Origin of the sequence: Comamonas sp. (assembly GCF_009360615.1) — a bacterium.
Lineage (GTDB): Bacteria > Pseudomonadota > Gammaproteobacteria > Burkholderiales > Burkholderiaceae_C > Comamonas.
Window position 1 is genome coordinate 14,311 of sequence record NZ_SPEY01000079.1, and the last position, 16,217, is coordinate 30,527.

Annotated in this window: 18 protein-coding genes; 10 read left to right on the forward strand and 8 right to left on the reverse strand. The window is 63.7% G+C overall.

The window, feature by feature from the left end:
* Positions 1–16: 16 nt before the first annotated feature.
* Positions 17–1,543 carry a PLP-dependent aminotransferase family protein gene (locus tag E2583_RS19200; protein ID WP_291597807.1) on the reverse strand — a complete coding sequence of 509 codons (1,527 nt, stop codon included), beginning with the start codon at positions 1,541–1,543 and terminating at the stop codon, positions 17–19.
* Positions 1,544–1,740: 197 nt separating this feature from the next.
* On the opposite strand from E2583_RS19200, the gene E2583_RS19205 reads away from it, so the two are divergent.
* Positions 1,741–2,136 (forward strand): hypothetical protein, encoded by a 396-nt coding sequence (locus tag E2583_RS19205; RefSeq protein WP_291597808.1) that lies wholly within the window; start codon positions 1,741–1,743, stop codon positions 2,134–2,136.
* Here E2583_RS19205 and E2583_RS19210 read toward each other — a convergent pair.
* A complete protein-coding gene (locus tag E2583_RS19210; RefSeq protein WP_291597810.1) occupies positions 2,111–3,331 on the reverse strand; it encodes a fatty acid desaturase in 1,221 nt (406 codons plus the stop codon). The two genes, E2583_RS19205 and E2583_RS19210, sit on opposite strands and share 26 nt — an antisense overlap.
* Before the next feature lie 123 nt (positions 3,332–3,454).
* Positions 3,455–4,786, reverse strand: coding sequence for an RsmB/NOP family class I SAM-dependent RNA methyltransferase (locus E2583_RS19215; protein WP_291597812.1), 1,332 nt, complete (start codon positions 4,784–4,786; stop codon positions 3,455–3,457).
* A gap of 140 nt (positions 4,787–4,926) precedes the next feature.
* Between E2583_RS19215 and E2583_RS19220 the strand changes: the two genes are divergently transcribed.
* On the forward strand, positions 4,927–5,196 hold the full coding sequence (locus E2583_RS19220; RefSeq protein WP_291597813.1) for a DUF1653 domain-containing protein: 270 nt from the start codon (positions 4,927–4,929) through the stop codon (positions 5,194–5,196).
* Between the two features lie 39 nt (positions 5,197–5,235).
* Here the strand turns inward: E2583_RS19220 and purN are convergent, their stop codons facing one another.
* On the reverse strand, positions 5,236–5,814 hold the full coding sequence (purN, locus tag E2583_RS19225) for a phosphoribosylglycinamide formyltransferase (protein ID WP_291597815.1): 579 nt from the start codon (positions 5,812–5,814) through the stop codon (positions 5,236–5,238).
* An 86-nt stretch (positions 5,815–5,900) separates the two neighbouring features.
* On the opposite strand from purN, the gene E2583_RS19230 reads away from it, so the two are divergent.
* From E2583_RS19230 to E2583_RS19245, 4 genes are all read left to right on the forward strand, one after another.
* Positions 5,901–6,587, forward strand: coding sequence for a YceH family protein (locus E2583_RS19230; protein ID WP_043003407.1), 687 nt, complete (start codon positions 5,901–5,903; stop codon positions 6,585–6,587).
* A gap of 233 nt (positions 6,588–6,820) precedes the next feature.
* Positions 6,821–8,002, forward strand: a complete 1,182-nt coding sequence (locus tag E2583_RS19235; protein WP_291597817.1) for an acyl-CoA dehydrogenase family protein — start codon at positions 6,821–6,823, stop codon at positions 8,000–8,002.
* Between the two features lie 149 nt (positions 8,003–8,151).
* Entirely contained in the window at positions 8,152–9,267 is a 1,116-nt protein-coding gene (locus E2583_RS19240; protein WP_291597819.1) for an acyl-CoA dehydrogenase family protein, read from the forward strand.
* Positions 9,268–9,430: 163 nt separating this feature from the next.
* Positions 9,431–9,925, forward strand: coding sequence for a nucleoside deaminase (locus E2583_RS19245; protein WP_291597821.1), 495 nt, complete (start codon positions 9,431–9,433; stop codon positions 9,923–9,925).
* Positions 9,926–10,001: 76 nt separating this feature from the next.
* On the opposite strand, the gene E2583_RS19250 is transcribed toward E2583_RS19245, so the two are convergent.
* From E2583_RS19250 to E2583_RS19260, 3 genes are all read right to left on the reverse strand, one after another.
* Positions 10,002–10,949: a bestrophin family protein gene (locus tag E2583_RS19250; RefSeq protein WP_291597822.1), complete on the reverse strand. Its 948-nt coding sequence runs from the start codon at positions 10,947–10,949 to the stop codon at positions 10,002–10,004.
* A gap of 224 nt (positions 10,950–11,173) precedes the next feature.
* Positions 11,174–11,725 carry a 2-oxo-4-hydroxy-4-carboxy-5-ureidoimidazoline decarboxylase gene (uraD, locus tag E2583_RS19255; RefSeq protein WP_291597823.1) on the reverse strand — a complete coding sequence of 184 codons (552 nt, stop codon included), beginning with the start codon at positions 11,723–11,725 and terminating at the stop codon, positions 11,174–11,176.
* 68 nt (positions 11,726–11,793) lie between these two features.
* Positions 11,794–12,726, reverse strand: a complete 933-nt coding sequence (locus E2583_RS19260; protein ID WP_291597824.1) for a LysR family transcriptional regulator — start codon at positions 12,724–12,726, stop codon at positions 11,794–11,796.
* A gap of 130 nt (positions 12,727–12,856) precedes the next feature.
* On the opposite strand from E2583_RS19260, the gene E2583_RS19265 reads away from it, so the two are divergent.
* Genes E2583_RS19265 through E2583_RS19280 form a run of 4 tightly spaced genes read left to right on the forward strand, consistent with a single transcriptional unit; the run spans position 12,857 to position 15,619 of the window.
* Complete coding sequence (locus E2583_RS19265) at positions 12,857–14,194, forward strand: MFS transporter (protein ID WP_291597826.1); 1,338 nt, start codon at positions 12,857–12,859, stop codon at positions 14,192–14,194.
* 14 nt (positions 14,195–14,208) lie between these two features.
* The gene (locus E2583_RS19270; protein WP_291597828.1) at positions 14,209–14,724 is read left to right on the forward strand and encodes a hydroxyisourate hydrolase; all 516 of its coding nucleotides are present in this window, start codon (positions 14,209–14,211) and stop codon (positions 14,722–14,724) included.
* A gap of 40 nt (positions 14,725–14,764) precedes the next feature.
* Positions 14,765–15,100 carry a hydroxyisourate hydrolase gene (gene uraH / locus E2583_RS19275; RefSeq protein WP_291597830.1) on the forward strand — a complete coding sequence of 112 codons (336 nt, stop codon included), beginning with the start codon at positions 14,765–14,767 and terminating at the stop codon, positions 15,098–15,100.
* Positions 15,101–15,124: 24 nt separating this feature from the next.
* Positions 15,125–15,619: a nucleoside deaminase gene (locus E2583_RS19280; RefSeq protein ID WP_291597831.1), complete on the forward strand. Its 495-nt coding sequence runs from the start codon at positions 15,125–15,127 to the stop codon at positions 15,617–15,619.
* Positions 15,620–15,684: 65 nt separating this feature from the next.
* Here E2583_RS19280 and E2583_RS19285 read toward each other — a convergent pair.
* Positions 15,685–16,217: HNH endonuclease (locus tag E2583_RS19285; protein ID WP_291597832.1), on the reverse strand; the 533-nt coding region annotated here is incomplete at its 5' end.

Genomic DNA, 16,217 nt, shown 5'->3' on the forward strand with positions numbered 1-16,217 from the left:
AGGACCTCGGCCGGCGCTAGATGCGCGGATTCTGTCCCAGCTGCCGGCAGGCCATCGCGCCCAGATCCTGCATCGCCCTCTCCATGAGTTCGTCGACCGGATGGGTGCAGGCTAGGCGCATGCAGTGCTCATACCGACCGGAGTTGGAAAACATGCTGCCCGGCGCAATACGTATGCCGCGCGCCAGGGCTGCCGTGAACAGATCCGAGGTGGACATCTGCGCGGGGAACTCCAGCCACAGGCACAGACCGCCGCTTGGCAGACTCATGCGCGTGCCCAGGGGAAAATGGCGTGCGACCAGCCGGGCCATGGCCTCGCGCTGGCGCTTGAGTTGCTGTCTGAGCTTTTCCAGGCTGCGTTGATGGGTGGGTGAGCCCAGCACCTCGGCCACGACCAGTTGCCCCAGGGTCTGGGTGTTTCGGCTTTGCGCGAATTTCAGCATCTGGATACGGCCATGCCATTGGCCGCCATTCATCCAGCCCTGGCGCAGGCCCGGCGCCAGACTTTTGTTGAAGGCCTGGCAATAGATCACATGCCCCGAGACACTGTCCCAGGCCTTGAGCGGTTTCACCGGCGACCCTTCGACAAACAGACCGTAGGAGTCATCCTCGATCAGCGCCGCCCCATGGGCCGCACACAAGGCCACGAGCCTGGCCTTTTTTTCATCAGGCATGCGCGCGCCCAGCGGCATCTGCAGCTCCGGAACCACGACCACGGCCTTCAGGCGCGGCTGGGTCTGAAAAGCCAGCTCCAGCGCCTCGATGGACATGCCGGAGCGCGGACTGCAGGGGATCTCCAGCGTTTGCAGCTGCAAGGACTCCACCACCTGCAACAGGCCGTAGTAGGTTGGCGATTCGACGGCCACCATATCGCCGGGAGATGCCACGGCTGCGAGAGCCAGGCTCACCGCCTCGGAGTTGCCGGTGGTTGCCAGCACGTCTGCAGGCGCCACACGGATGCCGGAGGCCAGCGCCCGTCTGGCCATGGCCTGCTGGAACAGCGGGTGATTGCCTTGATTCGCGAGCAGAGAGCGCCCCTGCGAGAGCAGGGTCGGATGCTCGCGCAGCAGCCGGGTGACGGTCTTGTTCAGATAGTGATGATCGAACAAGGAGGCAGGCGGCGTGCAGCCACCGATGTCCATATAGACCTCGGCCTGGCGACCGCGCTCGAGCAGCAGCGAAATATGCTCGTTGATACCCACGAAATGCGCGTGCGCCCCGGGAGCCAGCGGCCGGCTCAGGTCCGGCTCGCTGGTCAGCGGGATATCAGCCGCCTTCGTCGCGCACACGAAATAGCCCACGCGGGGTCTGGCCTCCAGACAGCCCTGAGCCTCCAGAAAACGCAACACCTGCAAGGCGGTCGAAAGGCTGATGTCATGCCGCGCCATCAGTTTGCGCACCGACGGCATGCGCTCCCCGGGTTTCAGGCTTCCCAGCTCTATGGCGGCGCTGTAGTGCGCGGCCAGCCGTTGATACAGCGGCAGCGGCACATCGCTTGCCGCATCATCGACAGGCTGTGGTGCAGAGATGGTGGAAGTCAGCATGGGGACAGAACGCAGGGCCGGACAGGCATCATGCCAGCAAGCCCTGTTCTGCAACAGATACAGATTGTTGGCAAAGACACCGAAACAGCGGCTGCAAAATCCGCGCTGCTACGCCCGCGCGGAACGCTGGCTGTGCCTGTTCTGCCGAGCCGCTCCTGCCTACGCTTGAGAACCTGATTCACAGACCTTGAGCCACCATGTCACCGTCGGACTACTCCCCGAAAACACATAGCCTCCACAGCGGCCAGGCCGCATCGCTGCAGTTTGAACCCGGCTGCGAACTGTTCTGCCAGCATGGGCCGCTGCACCTGGCCATCGGGCCGCTGAGTTTTACCGACAATCACTTCGGTCAGGTCATGGTGCTGCAAACCGGGCAAAGCTGGCGCTGCCCCAGCCGCACCTGGGTGCAGCTGAGCACGCCGGCGTGCGCGGTCTGGATTCAGTATCCGGCGACACCGATACAGGCGAGCGCCGCCCGCCCGAACAGGGCAGTGCAGCGGCTCGCCGCAGGAAAAGCCCTGGGCTTCGCGGTTGCCAGAATCTGGCGGCAGCTCGGCAAGCTCGGCCTCAGACGTGGGCAGCGCGCAGCTTGACGGAGAAATCCCTGAGTGCCGCAATGCCGCTGGCCTCGGCACGCTGGCACCAGGCCTGCAGCTGGCCCGTCAGCTGCTCGCGGCTCAGACTGGTGTTGAGCCACAGCTGACGCAGCTCTTCACGCATGACCAGCATCTGGTCGATCACCGGGTGTGCCGCGCGCGCCTGCGCCAGCTGGCACTGGGCTCGCTCGGGCACCTTGTCGGCATCGCGGTGCAGCCAGCGCTGCACGCCCTTGAGCAGGGAAACATCCGACTTCTGCGCCTGCTTCTGCTTGAGCAGATCCAGTTCGTGACGGACCGCTGTGCGCACGCCGCGCGCATAACGGGCCATGACCTCGTAGCGGTTGGCAATGATGGCTTCGAGCGTCAGCTCGTCGGCCACGGGCTTGACGGCGCCCATGCGCAGGCGCGGCGGGGTCTTCTTGACCTTGGCCCAGCCCAGCTTCTGCATGAGGCTGATATAGACCCAGCCAATGTCGAACTCATAGGGCTTGACGGAAAACTTGGCCGAAGTGGGAAAGGTATGGTGGTTGTTGTGAAGCTCCTCGCCGCCAATGATGAGGCCCCAGGGCACCAGATTGGTGGAGGCATCCGTGGCCTCATAGTTGCGATAGCCCCAGAAATGCCCCACGCCATTGACCACGCCCGCAGCCCAGAATGGAATCCAGACCATCTGCATGGCCCAGATCGACAGTCCGATCGCGCCGAACAGCGCCACATTGAGAATGAGCATCAGCGAGGGACCCATCACCGAGTGGCGATAGATATTGCGCTCCATCCAGTCGTCGGGCGTGCCGTGACCGTATTTCTTCAGCGTTTCCTCGTTCCTGGCCTCGGCGCGGTAGAGCTCGGCGCCTTCGCGCATCACCTTGCCCAGACCACGGGTCTGGGGACTGTGCGGATCTTCCTCGGTTTCGCACTTGGCATGGTGCTTGCGGTGGATGGCCACCCACTCCTTGGTCACCATGCCTGTTCCCAGCCAGAGCCAGAAGCGGAAAAAGTGCGAGGGGACGGGGCCCAGATCCAGCGAACGATGGGCCTGGCTGCGGTGCAAAAAGATGGTCACCGCCGCAATCGTGATATGGGTCGTGAACAGGGTGTACAGCAACAGCTGCCACCAGGACAGATCCCACAGCCCATGGGCCATCCAATCCACGACGGCATTCCAGATCGAGGCGATATCCAGCGACATAAATAACAAAGCCTTTGGCAAAACACCGCGCCCACCCAATCAGCACGGTCGTGCCATTTTAGGTGAGACGCTGACCGGCCCGCCACCGATTTTCCGGAGACGGATACCGGATTTGTACCGAAGTTACGCCTTTTTCACCCAAACGGCAGCGAAAAATCCGTCAGTCTCATGCCGGTGCGGCCACAGGCGCAGATAGCGCCTGTCTTCGGCGCCGCCGCTGCAGAGCTTGTCGCCGTCGGCAATCTTGAGCTGCTCCAGCACCTCGCCCGCGTCCAGAGGCACGAACTCGGGATGAGCGGCACTGAAGGCTTCGGCGATCGCTTCGTTTTCCTGCGGCAGGATGGAGCAGGTGGCATAGATCAGGCGGCCACCGGCCTTGACCAGGCGGGCGCTGCTTTCCAGGATGGACGCCTGCTTCTGCGTCAGCTCTTCCACAGCCTTGACGCTCTGGCGCCACTTGAGGTCGGGGTTGCGGCGCAGCGTACCCAGGCCCGAGCAGGGAGCATCGACCAGCACGCGGTCGATCTTGCCGGCCAGGCGCTTGACGCGCTCGTCGCGCTCGTGGGCAATGGCGGCGGGGTGGACATTGGACAGCCCCGAGCGCGCCAGGCGCGGCTTGAGCGCATCGAGCCGATGGCCCGAGACATCGAAGGCGTACAGGCGTCCGGTATTGCGCATGGATGCGCCAATGGCCAGGGTCTTTCCGCCGGCACCGGCGCAGAAGTCCACCACCATCTCGCCGCGCTTGGCGTCCAGCATCAGAGCCAGCAGCTGCGAGCCTTCGTCCTGCACCTCGATGGCACCGCGGTTGAAGGCATCGATCCTGGCCAGCGCGGGCTTGCCGTCGACACGCAGGCCGAGGGGCGAGAACGGTGTGGGCTCGGCCTTGATTCCGGCTTTTTCCAGTTCCTTGCGCAGATCGGAGCGCTTGTCGTTGAGGGTGTTGACGCGCAGATCCAGCGGTGCGGCCTGCTCCATGCTGGCCGCCAGTGTCCAGAACTCGTCGCCGAGCTGGGCCTTGAGTGGCTCGACCAGCCATTCAGGCAGATTGTGGCGGTGCGCCTCCATCAGCTCTTCGGGCTTGACGCCGTCGCAGGCAGCCAGCCATTTGAGTTCCTGAGGCGTCAGCGCGGCCTTGATAAAGGTCTCGCTGTCCTGGCCGTCCTTGTTCTTGACCTTGCCTTCCTTCCTGGCCTGCTCGCGCAGCACGGCGGCAAAGCCCAGAATGGCCAGCCGGCGCTCGCGTGCGCCGCTGCCCGAATGCGCGAGCGCTTCGAACAGCAGCTTTTTGCGCAGCACGGTGTAGACGGTTTCGGCCAGGGTGGCGCGCTCGCGCGGACCCAGATAGCGGTTATCGCGGAAAAAGCGGGACACCACGGCATCGGCCGGGTGTTCAAATGTCAGGGCGCGCTTGACGAGTTCCGAGCAAGCGTCGAGAAGGGCTTTGGGATGCATGGGCACAATTGTCCCACTCTCGCCCTGGCCCTGGCTGGCACCCGAAATCTATGACAGCGGACTGCGCTGACAGATTCATAGTAGAAACAGGCTCTAGCCCTTTTCCAGCAAGCGTTGAAAGCTCATCTTTTCACAGCATCATGTCCGACCACGATCTGCCTGCACTCATCACCACCGAGCCCGGTCTTTACCAACACTACAAAGGCATGCGCTATGAGGTCATGGGCACGGTGCGCCATAGCGAGACACTGGAGCCCATGACGCTGTATCGCGCGCTCTACGGCGAGCGGGGCCTGTGGGTGCGCCCTGCGGCCATGTTCAACGAGACGGTGGTGATTGACGGCATGGAGCAGCCACGCTTTCGCCGCCAGCCTGCCGAGCCGCAGGAACCGGCCCGAAAACAGACCTGATCGCTTGCTCACCCTGCCATAGACGCCATCAAATCCGCATCAGTCCCTGACCAGATCGAGCACGGCCTGCGGATAGATGATGTGCTCCTGCTCCAGCACGCGCGCGGCCAGCAGCTCGGCGGTGTCTCCCGGCATCACAGGAACCACGGCCTGCGCCAGAATCGGCCCCACGTCGAGTTCGGCCGTCACGCGGTGCACGGTGCATCCCGCAAACTTGCAGCCCGCATCGATCGCACGCTGGTGAGTGTGCAGGCCGGTAAAGGCCGGCAGCAGCGAGGGGTGGATGTTGACCAGCCGTCCCTCGTAGCGGGCCACAAAGCCCGGCGTGAGGATGCGCATGAAACCGGCCAGCACCACCAGATCGGGCGCATGGCGGTCGATGACCTGCGCCAGTTCTGCATCGAAGGCCTCGCGGCTGTCGAACTGCTTGTGATCCAGCACCTCGGTGGGGATGCCGTTGTCGCGCGCGAACACCAGGCCTTTGGCCTCTGCCTTGTTGCTCACCACGGCGCTCACGCGGGCGTTGTACTGCTTTGCCCAGTTCTGCTGCTGGGATGCACGCACAATGGCAGCCATGTTCGAGCCGCCGCCCGAGATGAGGATCACGATGTTTTTCATGGGCGGCGATTGTCGCATTGACGGACAAACCCTATGGGGTATGCACCCGTTCCTGTGCGCTGCCCTAAGACTTTCGAGGAGATCCCATGCCGTTTGACCCACGCAACACCCCTTTGAGCGCCATCGAAGCCCGCGTTCTGGCCACGCTAATGGAAAAGGCCCGCACCGTGCCCGACAGCTATCCGCTCACGCTCAACAGCCTGGTCACGGGCTGCAACCAGAAGTCCAGCCGCGACCCGGTGATGGAGGTCAGCGAGGGTGAAGCCCAGGAAGCACTGGACAGCCTGCGCCTCAAGACCCTGTCAGTGCAGATCAGCAGCGTGCGCTCCACGCGCTGGGAGCACAACTTCCCGCGGGGCATTGGCGTGCCTGACCAATCCGCCGTACTGCTGTCCCTGCTGATGCTGCGCGGCCCCCAGACCGCTGGCGAGCTGCGCATCAACTCCGAGCGCTGGCACCGCTTTGCCGACATCTCCTCGGTCGAAGCTTTCCTCGACGAACTGCGCGAGCGCAGCGAGGAAAAAGGCGGTCCGCTGGTCGTGCAGCTGCCACGCGCCCCCGGTGCCCGTGAACAGCGCTGGGCCCACCTGCTCTGCGGCCCTGTGGATGTCAACGCCCTGGCAAGCACCAGCAGCGCCAGCACAGGCGGCAATGCATCGGCCCTGCAGCAGCGAGTGGATGCACTCGAAGCCGAAGTCGCTCAGCTGCGCGCCACCGTGCAGATGCTGTGCGAATCGCTGGGCGTGGAGCCGCCTGCTGCCCCGGCTGAATAAACCCAGACAAAGATTGATAGCTGCCAGCCTTTATCCAGCAAGCTCTGGCGGCCTTTTCATTACAAACGGCCCGCCGGTGCCAAAAACTGGCGCACGCCAAGCAAAGGAAAGAAGGCAGGCGCAGCCGCTCAGGAGGTGCTCATCCCTGGGGTTTCCCACCATTTGTCGCAACCCGGACAGCCAGAAAAAGAACGTGCGTGCTACAAATCTCCAGCATTTGCAGGAGACAACGCATGGACTTGGCATTCACCCCTGAAGAACAGGCTTTTCGCGAAGAGATCCGCAGCTGGGTGCGGGCAAATCTGCCCGAGGATATTGCGCACAAGGTGCGCAACGATCTGCACCTGACGCGCGAGGACATGCAGCGCTGGGCCAAGATTCTGGGCAGGAAGGGCTGGCTCGGCTACGGCTGGCCCAAGGAATTCGGCGGCCCTGGCTGGAGTGCCGTACAAAAGCATCTGTTCGAGGAAGAGTGCGCACTCGCCGGCACGCCGCGCATCGTGCCCTTTGGACCCGTGATGGTGGCGCCGGTGATCATGGCCTACGGCACTCCGCAGCAGCAACAGCGCTTTCTGCCCGGCATCGCCAGTGGCGAAGTCTGGTGGAGCCAGGGCTATTCCGAACCGGGCTCGGGCTCGGATCTGGCCAGCGTCAAGACCCGCGCCGAGCGCGTGGGCGACAAATACATCGTCAACGGCCAGAAGACCTGGACCACGCTGGGCCAGTACGGCGAGTGGATCTTCTGCCTGGTACGAACCAGCAATGAGGGCAAGCCCCAGACCGGCATCAGCTTCTTGCTGGTCGACATGAAATCGCCGGGTGTGACCGTGCGCCCCATCAAGCTGCTGGACGGCTCGCACGAAGTCAACGAGGTTTTTTTCGACAATGTGGAAGTGCCAGCCGACCAGTTGATCGGCGAGGAAAACAAGGGCTGGACCTATGCCAAGCACCTGCTCAGCCACGAGCGCACGAACATCGCCGATGTGAACCGCGCCAAGCGCGAGCTGGAGCGGCTCAAGCGCATCGCCAAGACCGAAGGCGTCTGGGAAGACCAGCGCTTCCGTGATCAGATCGCCCTGTTGGAGATCGACGTGATTGCCCTGGAAATGCTGGTGCTGCGCGTGCTGTCGGCCATGAAGTCGGGCAAGAACCCGCTGGACATTGCCGGCCTGCTCAAGATCAAAGGCAGCGAGATTCAGCAGCGCTACTCCGAGCTGATGATGCTGGCCGCCGGCCCTTATGCACTGCCCTACATCCAGGAGGCCATGGAGGCCGGCTACCAGGGCGACTTTCCCGGCGACGTGCTGGGCAATGCGCCGCTGGCCGCGACCTACTTCAATATGCGCAAGACCACCATCTACGGCGGCTCCAACGAGGTGCAGCGGAACATTGTGGCTCAGACCGTGCTGGGCTGATTCGGAACTGGCGGCAGCGACGATATTTCGCCTGCGCGAATTCGTACTGCTCCCCCGTGCCCCCTCCGGGAGGGGGTTCTAGATTGAGCTTCGCTGGATGAACTTTTGGCGCAAAGCGCCAATTTCTACCCAGTGGCAGGAGACTTTTTATGGATTTCGATTTTTCCGATGACCAGCAACAACTGCGTGATGCCGTGGCCCGCTGGGTGGACAAGGGCTATGGCTTCGAACGCCGCCAGAGCATTGCCAGGCAGGGCGGCTTCTCGCGCGAGGTCTGGAACGAGCTGGCCGAACTGGGCCTGACGGCACTCACGGTGCCCGAGCAATATGGCGGCCTGGGCCAGGGCGCAGTCGAGGTGATGATGGTCCTGGAGGAGCTGGGGCGCGGCCTGGTGATGGAGCCGCTGGCCCAGGCTTTCGTGGCCTCCGCCCTGCTCGGCCAGTTCGGCGACGAAGCCGTCAAGCAAGCCTGGCTGCCCCGTATAGCCAGCGGTGAAAAGCTGGTGGTGCTTGCATCGCAGGAGCGCAAGGCGCGCTACCGGCTTGATGCCTGCGCTGCTCAAGCCTCCAAATCTGCCGATGGCTATACGGTAGATGCGACGAAAAACATTGTTCCTGCCGGCGACCAGGCCGATGCCTTCATCGTGCCGGCCCAGCTCGACGGCAAGATTGCGCTCTTCCTCGTCGAGAACGGCCGCGAGGGCGTCAGCAGCAGACCCTATGCCACCCAGGACGAGGGGCGCGCAGCCGATCTGGTCTGCCGGGCTGCATCGGCCACCCTGATCACCACCAATGGCGTGGCGGCCCTCACCCTGGCGCAAGATGTGGCCAATGCCGCTCTCTGCGCCGAAGGCGTGGGCGTGATGGAGCAGACGCTCAAGCTCACCACCGAGTACATGAACCAGCGAAAGCAGTTCGGCGTGGCGATCTCCAGCTTCCAGGCCCTGCGTCATCGCGTGGCCGATATGAAGATGCAGCTGGAGCTGGCGCGCTCCATGAGCTATTACGCCACGCTCAAGCTGTCGGCGCCTGCCGAGGAACGCCACGTCGCCATCGCCCGCGCCAAGGTACAGCTGGGCCAGTCCATGCGTTATGTGGGCCAGCAGGCCGTGCAGCTGCATGGCGGCATCGGCGTGACGGATGAATATGCGGGCAGCCACTACTTCAAGCGCCTCACACAGATGGAGATGACGGGTGGCGACACCCTGCACCATCTGGGCACGGTATCCGCCCATATGCAGGACAGCGCCGGCGTCTTTGCCTGAAATCCTGCATCAACCTCCATCAAAATCACGGCAACTGCATTCAAACCCAACCCAAAAGTCAACAGCACGCTGCGGCGTGCTGTTTTGCCTCTCACGTACGCTATGGGCGCTGCCGCCCCTCCTATGATCTTTGCGCCATTCACGACAATCATAGGAGGCTTGCTTGAGCAAGCAAGACAGCGAAAAGTATCTGCTGGAATCCATCCGCCTGGCCATGGGCAATGTCAAGGGCCGCCAGCAGCCCACCTGGCCCTTCGGCGCCGTGCTGGTCAGGGACGGCCAGGTGCTGGCCCGTGCCGTCAACCAGGTCGATGAACTCTGCGATCCCTCGGCCCACGCCGAGATGCAGGCCCTGCGCATAGGCGCCAAGGCCCAGGGCAGCACCGACCTGTCGGGGGCCGTCATGTACGCCAGCGGCTTCCCCTGCTCCATGTGCTACACGGCCATGCTGCTGGCCGGCGTGAAGCAGGTGTACTTCGCCTATTCCAACGAAGACGGCGAACCCTACGACCTGTCGGCCGCACGCGGCTACGAGGAGCTGGCCAAGCCTGATGAACAGCGCGAGATGGCCCTGATCGGTCAGCGCGTGCGCGATACGGGCGAAGACCTCTACGAGGCCTGGCAAAAAGCCGTGGACGAGGATCGTGCCTCCGTCTAGGTCACATATGACTTCGGCCCTCATCAAGACAAAGCCCCGAACGACGGATTCAGGGCTTTGTGCATGATCGAGAGTCTCAGGTCAGCAGATAGTCCACCGGCTTGAGCGGAGCCGGAACCTGGGGGTCACCCAGCGACAGGCTGAGACTGATCTCGATGCTGCGGCAGATGCTGTCCAGCGCCAGATCGTTGCTCTCCGTGCCGAACGGCTCCTCCAGTTCGTCGCCCAGCACATCGAGACCATAGAAGGTATAGGCCACGATGGCCACGACAAACGGCGTCATGAAGCCTGTGATGTCCACCAGACCGAACGGCAGCAGAAAGCAGTACAGATGGGCGGTGCGGTGCAGCAGCAAGGTGTAGGAAAACGGGATCGGCGTATTGCGGATGCGTTCGCAGGAGGCTGCCGCCGTCGTGAAGCCATTGAGGGTTCGGTCAAGCTCCACAGCCAGGCAGGGGTCTATTCGCCGGTCGCGCACACACTGGCCCAGGTCCTGGCCCATGGCCAGCATCAGCGCATCGGTGCGCTGATTCAGTGGCAGCCACTGCAGACGCTGCCACTCGTCATGGGTCAGCCACTGCTGGGCAGCCACATCGTCCTTGAGCAGGCGCAGCTGGGCCCGCAGCACATGTGCAAAGGCCACGGCGCGGTGCACCATGCGCACCCGCACATCATTGGCGCGCTGGCGCGGGTCTACGGGGTGATCGAGTTCGATCAGACTCAGGCATTGGCGCGCCAGCGTGCGGGCATAGATCACGATCTCGCCCCAGAGCCTTCGCCCTTCCCAGTAGCGGGCATATGCGGTGTTGTTGCGAAAGCCCAGAAAAATCGCCAGCGGCAGACCGATCAGGGTGAACGGAATCGGCGTGATGGGGATCTTGGTGTGGAACAGCGTGCCATGCGCCACGGTGACGATGATGGCCAGCACGATATTCACGGCAAGCACACCCTTGATGCGTTGCAGCACCGAGCCCCGGACAATCCACAGCAGCTTGAAGCCCGACGGGCGATCTCTGACGATCATGAAAGCGAGAAATGAGGTCTAAACCCGAATTCAATCACAAGCATCCGGGGATTTCAGCCGCCGCCGCAAACGCCCACTGCGGCAGTAGGCAGCCCCACCAGCGCCGGCGCATCCCATGCAGCACCTGCGGTACGGGGGTCGAGCCCCCGATATCCAGAGCCCGTTCGGCGGAAACCGCCCGGAAAAAAGAAAGCCCCGCATCGCGGGGCTTCGATACGGAGCGCTCAGGCCGTCTGCAGGCTTTCGGCAATCACGCGTTGCGACAGGCGCAGACGGCTGATGAAGCCGATCTGGCGCAGGGCTTCGGCAAACTCCTGCTCGGTGCCCCGCTCGGTGCGGGAGGCCAGTTCGGCAAACAGGCCGGCACACGTGTAATGGCGCACGCAGGCGATGAAGGGAAAGCCATGGCGCATGCGGTAGGCCTGGTTCAGCTCGGCCAGGTGCTCGCCCTGCTCCTGCGCCAGATCTCCCAGCCCCGCGCTTTGCTGTTCCTGCTGGGAATCACTGGTCAGCGTTCCCGAGCGCACGGCACCGACCGACAGCTCGGGATGGCCGCAGAGAAAGCGCAGCGTCTGCTCGCGCGGACTGCGATGCACCGCCGCCAGCATGGCCCGATGCAGTGCATCCAGGCTGGCGAACGGACGCTGGTGCGCAGCCGCCTCGGCCACCCAGGGGGCGTATTCGAAGACCTCGCCGAGCGCAGCTGCAAAGGCTGCAGGCGTCATGGTGTTGAGCTCGTCAAGCGTAGCGATGGAGGAAGTGGTGTTGCTGGTCATGAGGCCAGTGTAGGAAGGGCGCTGGCGGCCTCACAGTACTGGCTTGTTATAGCCCGTATAGCAGGTGGCTACGTCAACGCCGTCAGCACCTGCGAGGCCTGGCTCAGCAGAGCGCGCAACCAGATATGGGAGGCATCCCGGTGCCGGGAAGAATGCCAGAGCTGGTAGAAGCGCATCACCCGGTTGCCCATGGGCAGAGGCACCAGGGCCAGGGGCAGGCGCCTGGCGTGATAAACCGCGAAATGGCGGCTGGTGGTCAGCAGCAGATCGGTGCCCACCAGCAGGTCCGGCGCCATCGAGAAATGCGAGCACTGCACGCGGCCGTCACGGCTCAGCCGCAGGGTGCCCAGACTGCTCTCCACCACGCCGCGCTGGTCGGGCGAGTAAGGCGTGAACACCACATGCGGGGACTGCAGATAGTGCTCGGCCGTCAGCCGGCCCGGCACGGCCAGCGGATGTTTTTCATCCATCAGGCACACCACCTCATCCTCGAGCAGCGTGGACATGTGCAAATGCTCGGGCGGACTCGGCCAGTTCCCGATGACGATGTCCACCTCGCCGCTTTGCAGGGCCTGCTCGTAGTCGAAGCTCTGGCCCAGCGGCAGCAGGACCAGCCTCGCACCTGGTGCCTGTGCGCGCATGAGCTGCACCACGCGCGCCATGAAGGGCGGCGCCAGATAGTCCGGCATGGCAATCGTGAAGCGCAGCTGCGTGGTCTCGGCCACAAATTCCTTGCCCACGCTGAGCAGGCCGTCGATCAACCCCAAGGCCGCACGAGCCTGCTCCACGGCCTGGAGCGCACGCGCCGTCGGCACCATGCGGTTCTTGTCCCGCACCAGCAAAGGGTCGTTAAAGATCGCCCGCAAGCGCCGCAGCGCCGCGCTGATGGCCGGCTGAGACTGATTGAGGCGTATTGCCGCGCGCGACACGCTTTTCTCGCTGATCAAGGTGCACAGCACGCGCAGCAAATAGGTATCGAACGGTTCTTCGCTACGAGACACGTGTTTTCCCTAGAGATATGCATTTTGCTATGCGGCTCATAGCAGGCGCTTAGTTTCGCATATCGCCACAAGTGGCGACCATGCAAGTGTCCGCAAACCCAACAACAAACTTCCGAGACAAGGACCTGCCATGAGTGCTCATCCTGTGCCGATCAGCGGCACCGCTGCTTCCGTCGATCAGGTCGACGCCACCTACTCCAAGATTTCCTGGCGCCTGCTGCCCTTTCTGGGCGTGCTGTGGGTGCTGGCATGGCTGGACCGCGTCAACATCGGCTTCGCCAAGCTGCAGATGCTCGACGACCTGAAGTTCAGCGAGGCCGTCTACGGCCTGGGCGCCGGCATCTTCTTCATCGGCTACTTCCTGTTCGAAGTGCCGTCCAACATGCTGCTGCAGAAGATAGGCGCCAAAAAGACGGTGATGCGCATCACCATAGGCTGGGGCCTGATCTGCATCCTGCAGGCCTGGGTGACGACACCGACCCAGTTCTACATCCTGCGCTTTCTGATGGGCGTGTTCGAGGCGGGCTTCTACCCCGGCATCATCCTCTACCTGACCTACTGGTATCCGTCCAAGCGCCGCGCCAAGGCCTTCGGCACCTTCATGTCGGCCTCGGCCATCGCCGGCGTCATCGGCGGCCCGCTGGCCGGCGGCATCATGACCTGGGCCGCAGGCGCACACGGCATGCACGGCTGGCAGTGGCTGTTCATCATCGAAGGCATCCCCTCGGTGCTGGCCGGCATCTTTGCCTACTTCTACATGACCGACCGTCCCGAACAAGCCCGTTGGCTCACCGACGCGGATCGCGCCGTCGTGCGCCAGCAGCTCGAGATCGACCAGAAGGCCCAGGGCGAACGCCACAGCGACTGGCGCACACTGTTCGGCAACCCCATGGTGTGGCTGCTGATCGCCGTGTTCTTCTGCCTGCTGTGCGCCAACTCCACGCTGACCTTCTGGATTCCCACCGTGATTCGCGAAGCGGGCTTCACCTCCCCCATGCAGGTGGGCTGGATCGCCGGTGCCGCCTATCTGCTCGGGGCGGCCGGCATGATTCTCAACGGACGCCATTCCGACCACCGGGGCGAGGTGCGCTGGCACTTCGCGGGCTCGGCCCTGCTGGGGGCCGTGGGCATGCTGGCCCTGGCCGTCACCATGGGCATGGACAGCATCCCCGTGATCGCGGCGCTGACAGCCATGGTCCTGGCACTGGTGGGCACCATGAGCGCGATTCCCGTCTTCTGGCAGATGCCCAATATGCTGCTCAGCGGTGGCGCTGCCGCCGTGGGCGTGGCGCTGATCAACTCGGTGGCCAATCTGGCCGGCTTCGGTGCTCCCTATCTGATGGGCGTGATCAAGGCCTCCACCGGCAAGGTCGCTCCGGGCCTGTACCTGGTGGCCATCGTGGAAGCCCTGGCAGCCGTTATCGCCATCGCCTTCGTCGCCCGCATCCAGCGCCGCAAGAACGCCTGAAGGAGTCATCCAGCATGCATTCCACCTCCACACTGGCCCTATCGCGCCGGCAGTTCGCACGCTCGGGCCTGGTGCTCGGCGCTTCGGCCCTGACGGGCACAGGCGGCGCGATGGCCGCCGACATGCCTCCGGCTGCGCCCGCCCGTGCCTCCGGCCCCATCGTGCTGCATGGCGCCAGCCCGCGTCTGACCATGCATGCCGTGGACACCTTTCATGGTTCTGCGGCCACGGGCCTGCGCATCGACTTCTCGCGCTTCGACAGCGGAGCTTATGTACCGATACGCAGCTTTGTCGTGAATGCCAACGGCCGCGCCGACGAGCCTCTGCTGATCGACGACAGCTACCGCAGCGGCCGCTACGAAATGCTGCTGCACGTGGACGAGTACTTTGCGGCCAAGGGAAGCCGTCTGCCACGTCCGGCCTTTCTGTCCAAGGTGCCTGTGCGTTTCCAGGTCGTGAACACGGCAGAGCACATCCACCTGCCCATTCAGTTCGGCCCCTGGAGCTACACCTATTCGCGCGGCAGCTGAGCGGCGATCGCGCGCTAACGCAACCCATCGAAAGACCCTCATGGCAGGCATCAGCACCCATGTACTCGACCTCACCACCGGTCGCCCTATCACCGGCATGCGGGTGGAACTCTACGACGTGTCGCAGACCCCCGCGCTGTGTCTGAACAGCACCCGCACCAATGCCGACGGCCGCACCGACGCTCCCATGCTGCCGGCCGCCGCGGCACGCACCGGGGACTTCGAGCTGCGCTTCTACACGGCAGAGCATTTCAAGGAGCCTGCGGCACTGTCGGAAGAAGTGCTGGTGCGCTTTTCCATCTTCGACGCAGCCCAGCACTACCACGTGCCCATGCTTTGCTCGCCGTGGTTTTTCAACACCTACCGCGGCAGCTGACTTTTTTACCCGGGAGAAGACTCGATGAACAACGACAACGACAACGACAGCGGCAGATACCTGCTGGAATCCATCCGCCTGGCCATGGGCAATGTCAAGGGCCGCCAGCAGCCCACCTGGCCCTTCGGCGCCGTGCTGGTCAGGGACGGCCAGGTGCTGGCCCGTGCCGTCAACCAGGTCGATGAACTCTGCGATCCCTCGGCCCACGCCGAGATGCAGGCCCTGCGCATAGGCGCCAAGGCCCAGGGCAGCACCGACCTGTCGGGGGCCGTCATGTACGCCAGCGGCTTCCCCTGCTCCATGTGCTACACGGCCATGCTGCTGGCCGGCGTGAAGCAGGTGTACTTCGCCTATTCCAACGAAGACGGCGAACCCTACGACCTGTCGGCCGCACGCGGCTACGAGGAGCTGGCCAAGCCTGATGAACAGCGCGAGATGGCCCTGATCGGTCAGCGCGTGCGCGATACGGGAGAAGACCTCTACGAGGCCTGGCAAAAAGCCGTCGCCACCACCTCCTGACCGCCTGCCTGCATCCTCTCGCCACGACCCCGCGCCTTCCGGCCCGGGGCTTTTTTCATGCCTTTTCAGCTGCGCCAGCGCGACCCACGCGGCACATGGGCCACGAGAAACTCCATCTGGTCGGCCAGAATGCGTCGGTTCCTCAGGATGAAATCCTCCCACAGCGTGGGCGTGTAGGGCGTGTAGAGCAGGGGCATGCGGGCCTGCTCGGGCGTTCTGGCCCCCTTGCGGTGGTTGCATGCGCGGCAGGCGGTGACCAGGTTCATCCAGCTGTGCTGCCCGCCGGTGCTCACGGGAACAATGTGCTCGCGCGTGAGATCGCTCTCGTGGAAGCGCCGGCCGCAATAGGCGCAGACGCAGCGATCACGCGCGAAGAGCTTGCCATTGGTCAGACCCGGCAACAGCTCGTGCGGGTTGATGTTAGGCATGCCCTTGGTGCCGATGATGGAGTTGATGTGAATGACTGACTGCTTGCCTGTCACCGCATTGTGGCCACCACGGAAGCAGGCGATTTCGACACCGGCTTCCCAGCGCACCTCTTGTGCTGCGTAATGCAGCGCCGCCTGCTCCAGCGTTACCCAGGACTGCGGCAGCCCCT

Bases quoted from the DNA above. Each gene is read 5' to 3' on its own strand.
- E2583_RS19200 (WP_291597807.1), bottom strand. From the start codon at position 1,543: ATGCTGACTTCCACCATCTCTGCACCACAGCCTGTCGATGATGCGGCA.
- E2583_RS19205 (WP_291597808.1), top strand. From the start codon at position 1,741: ATGTCACCGTCGGACTACTCCCCGAAAACACATAGCCTCCACAGCGGC.
- E2583_RS19210 (WP_291597810.1), bottom strand. From the start codon at position 3,331: ATGTCGCTGGATATCGCCTCGATCTGGAATGCCGTCGTGGATTGGATG.
- E2583_RS19215 (WP_291597812.1), bottom strand. From the start codon at position 4,786: ATGCATCCCAAAGCCCTTCTCGACGCTTGCTCGGAACTCGTCAAGCGC.
- E2583_RS19220 (WP_291597813.1), top strand. From the start codon at position 4,927: ATGTCCGACCACGATCTGCCTGCACTCATCACCACCGAGCCCGGTCTT.
- purN (WP_291597815.1), bottom strand. From the start codon at position 5,814: ATGAAAAACATCGTGATCCTCATCTCGGGCGGCGGCTCGAACATGGCT.
- E2583_RS19230 (WP_043003407.1), top strand. From the start codon at position 5,901: ATGCCGTTTGACCCACGCAACACCCCTTTGAGCGCCATCGAAGCCCGC.
- E2583_RS19235 (WP_291597817.1), top strand. From the start codon at position 6,821: ATGGACTTGGCATTCACCCCTGAAGAACAGGCTTTTCGCGAAGAGATC.
- E2583_RS19240 (WP_291597819.1), top strand. From the start codon at position 8,152: ATGGATTTCGATTTTTCCGATGACCAGCAACAACTGCGTGATGCCGTG.
- E2583_RS19250 (WP_291597822.1), bottom strand. From the start codon at position 10,949: ATGATCGTCAGAGATCGCCCGTCGGGCTTCAAGCTGCTGTGGATTGTC.
- uraD (WP_291597823.1), bottom strand. From the start codon at position 11,725: ATGACCAGCAACACCACTTCCTCCATCGCTACGCTTGACGAGCTCAAC.
- E2583_RS19265 (WP_291597826.1), top strand. From the start codon at position 12,857: ATGAGTGCTCATCCTGTGCCGATCAGCGGCACCGCTGCTTCCGTCGAT.
- E2583_RS19270 (WP_291597828.1), top strand. From the start codon at position 14,209: ATGCATTCCACCTCCACACTGGCCCTATCGCGCCGGCAGTTCGCACGC.
- uraH (WP_291597830.1), top strand. From the start codon at position 14,765: ATGGCAGGCATCAGCACCCATGTACTCGACCTCACCACCGGTCGCCCT.
- E2583_RS19280 (WP_291597831.1), top strand. From the start codon at position 15,125: ATGAACAACGACAACGACAACGACAGCGGCAGATACCTGCTGGAATCC.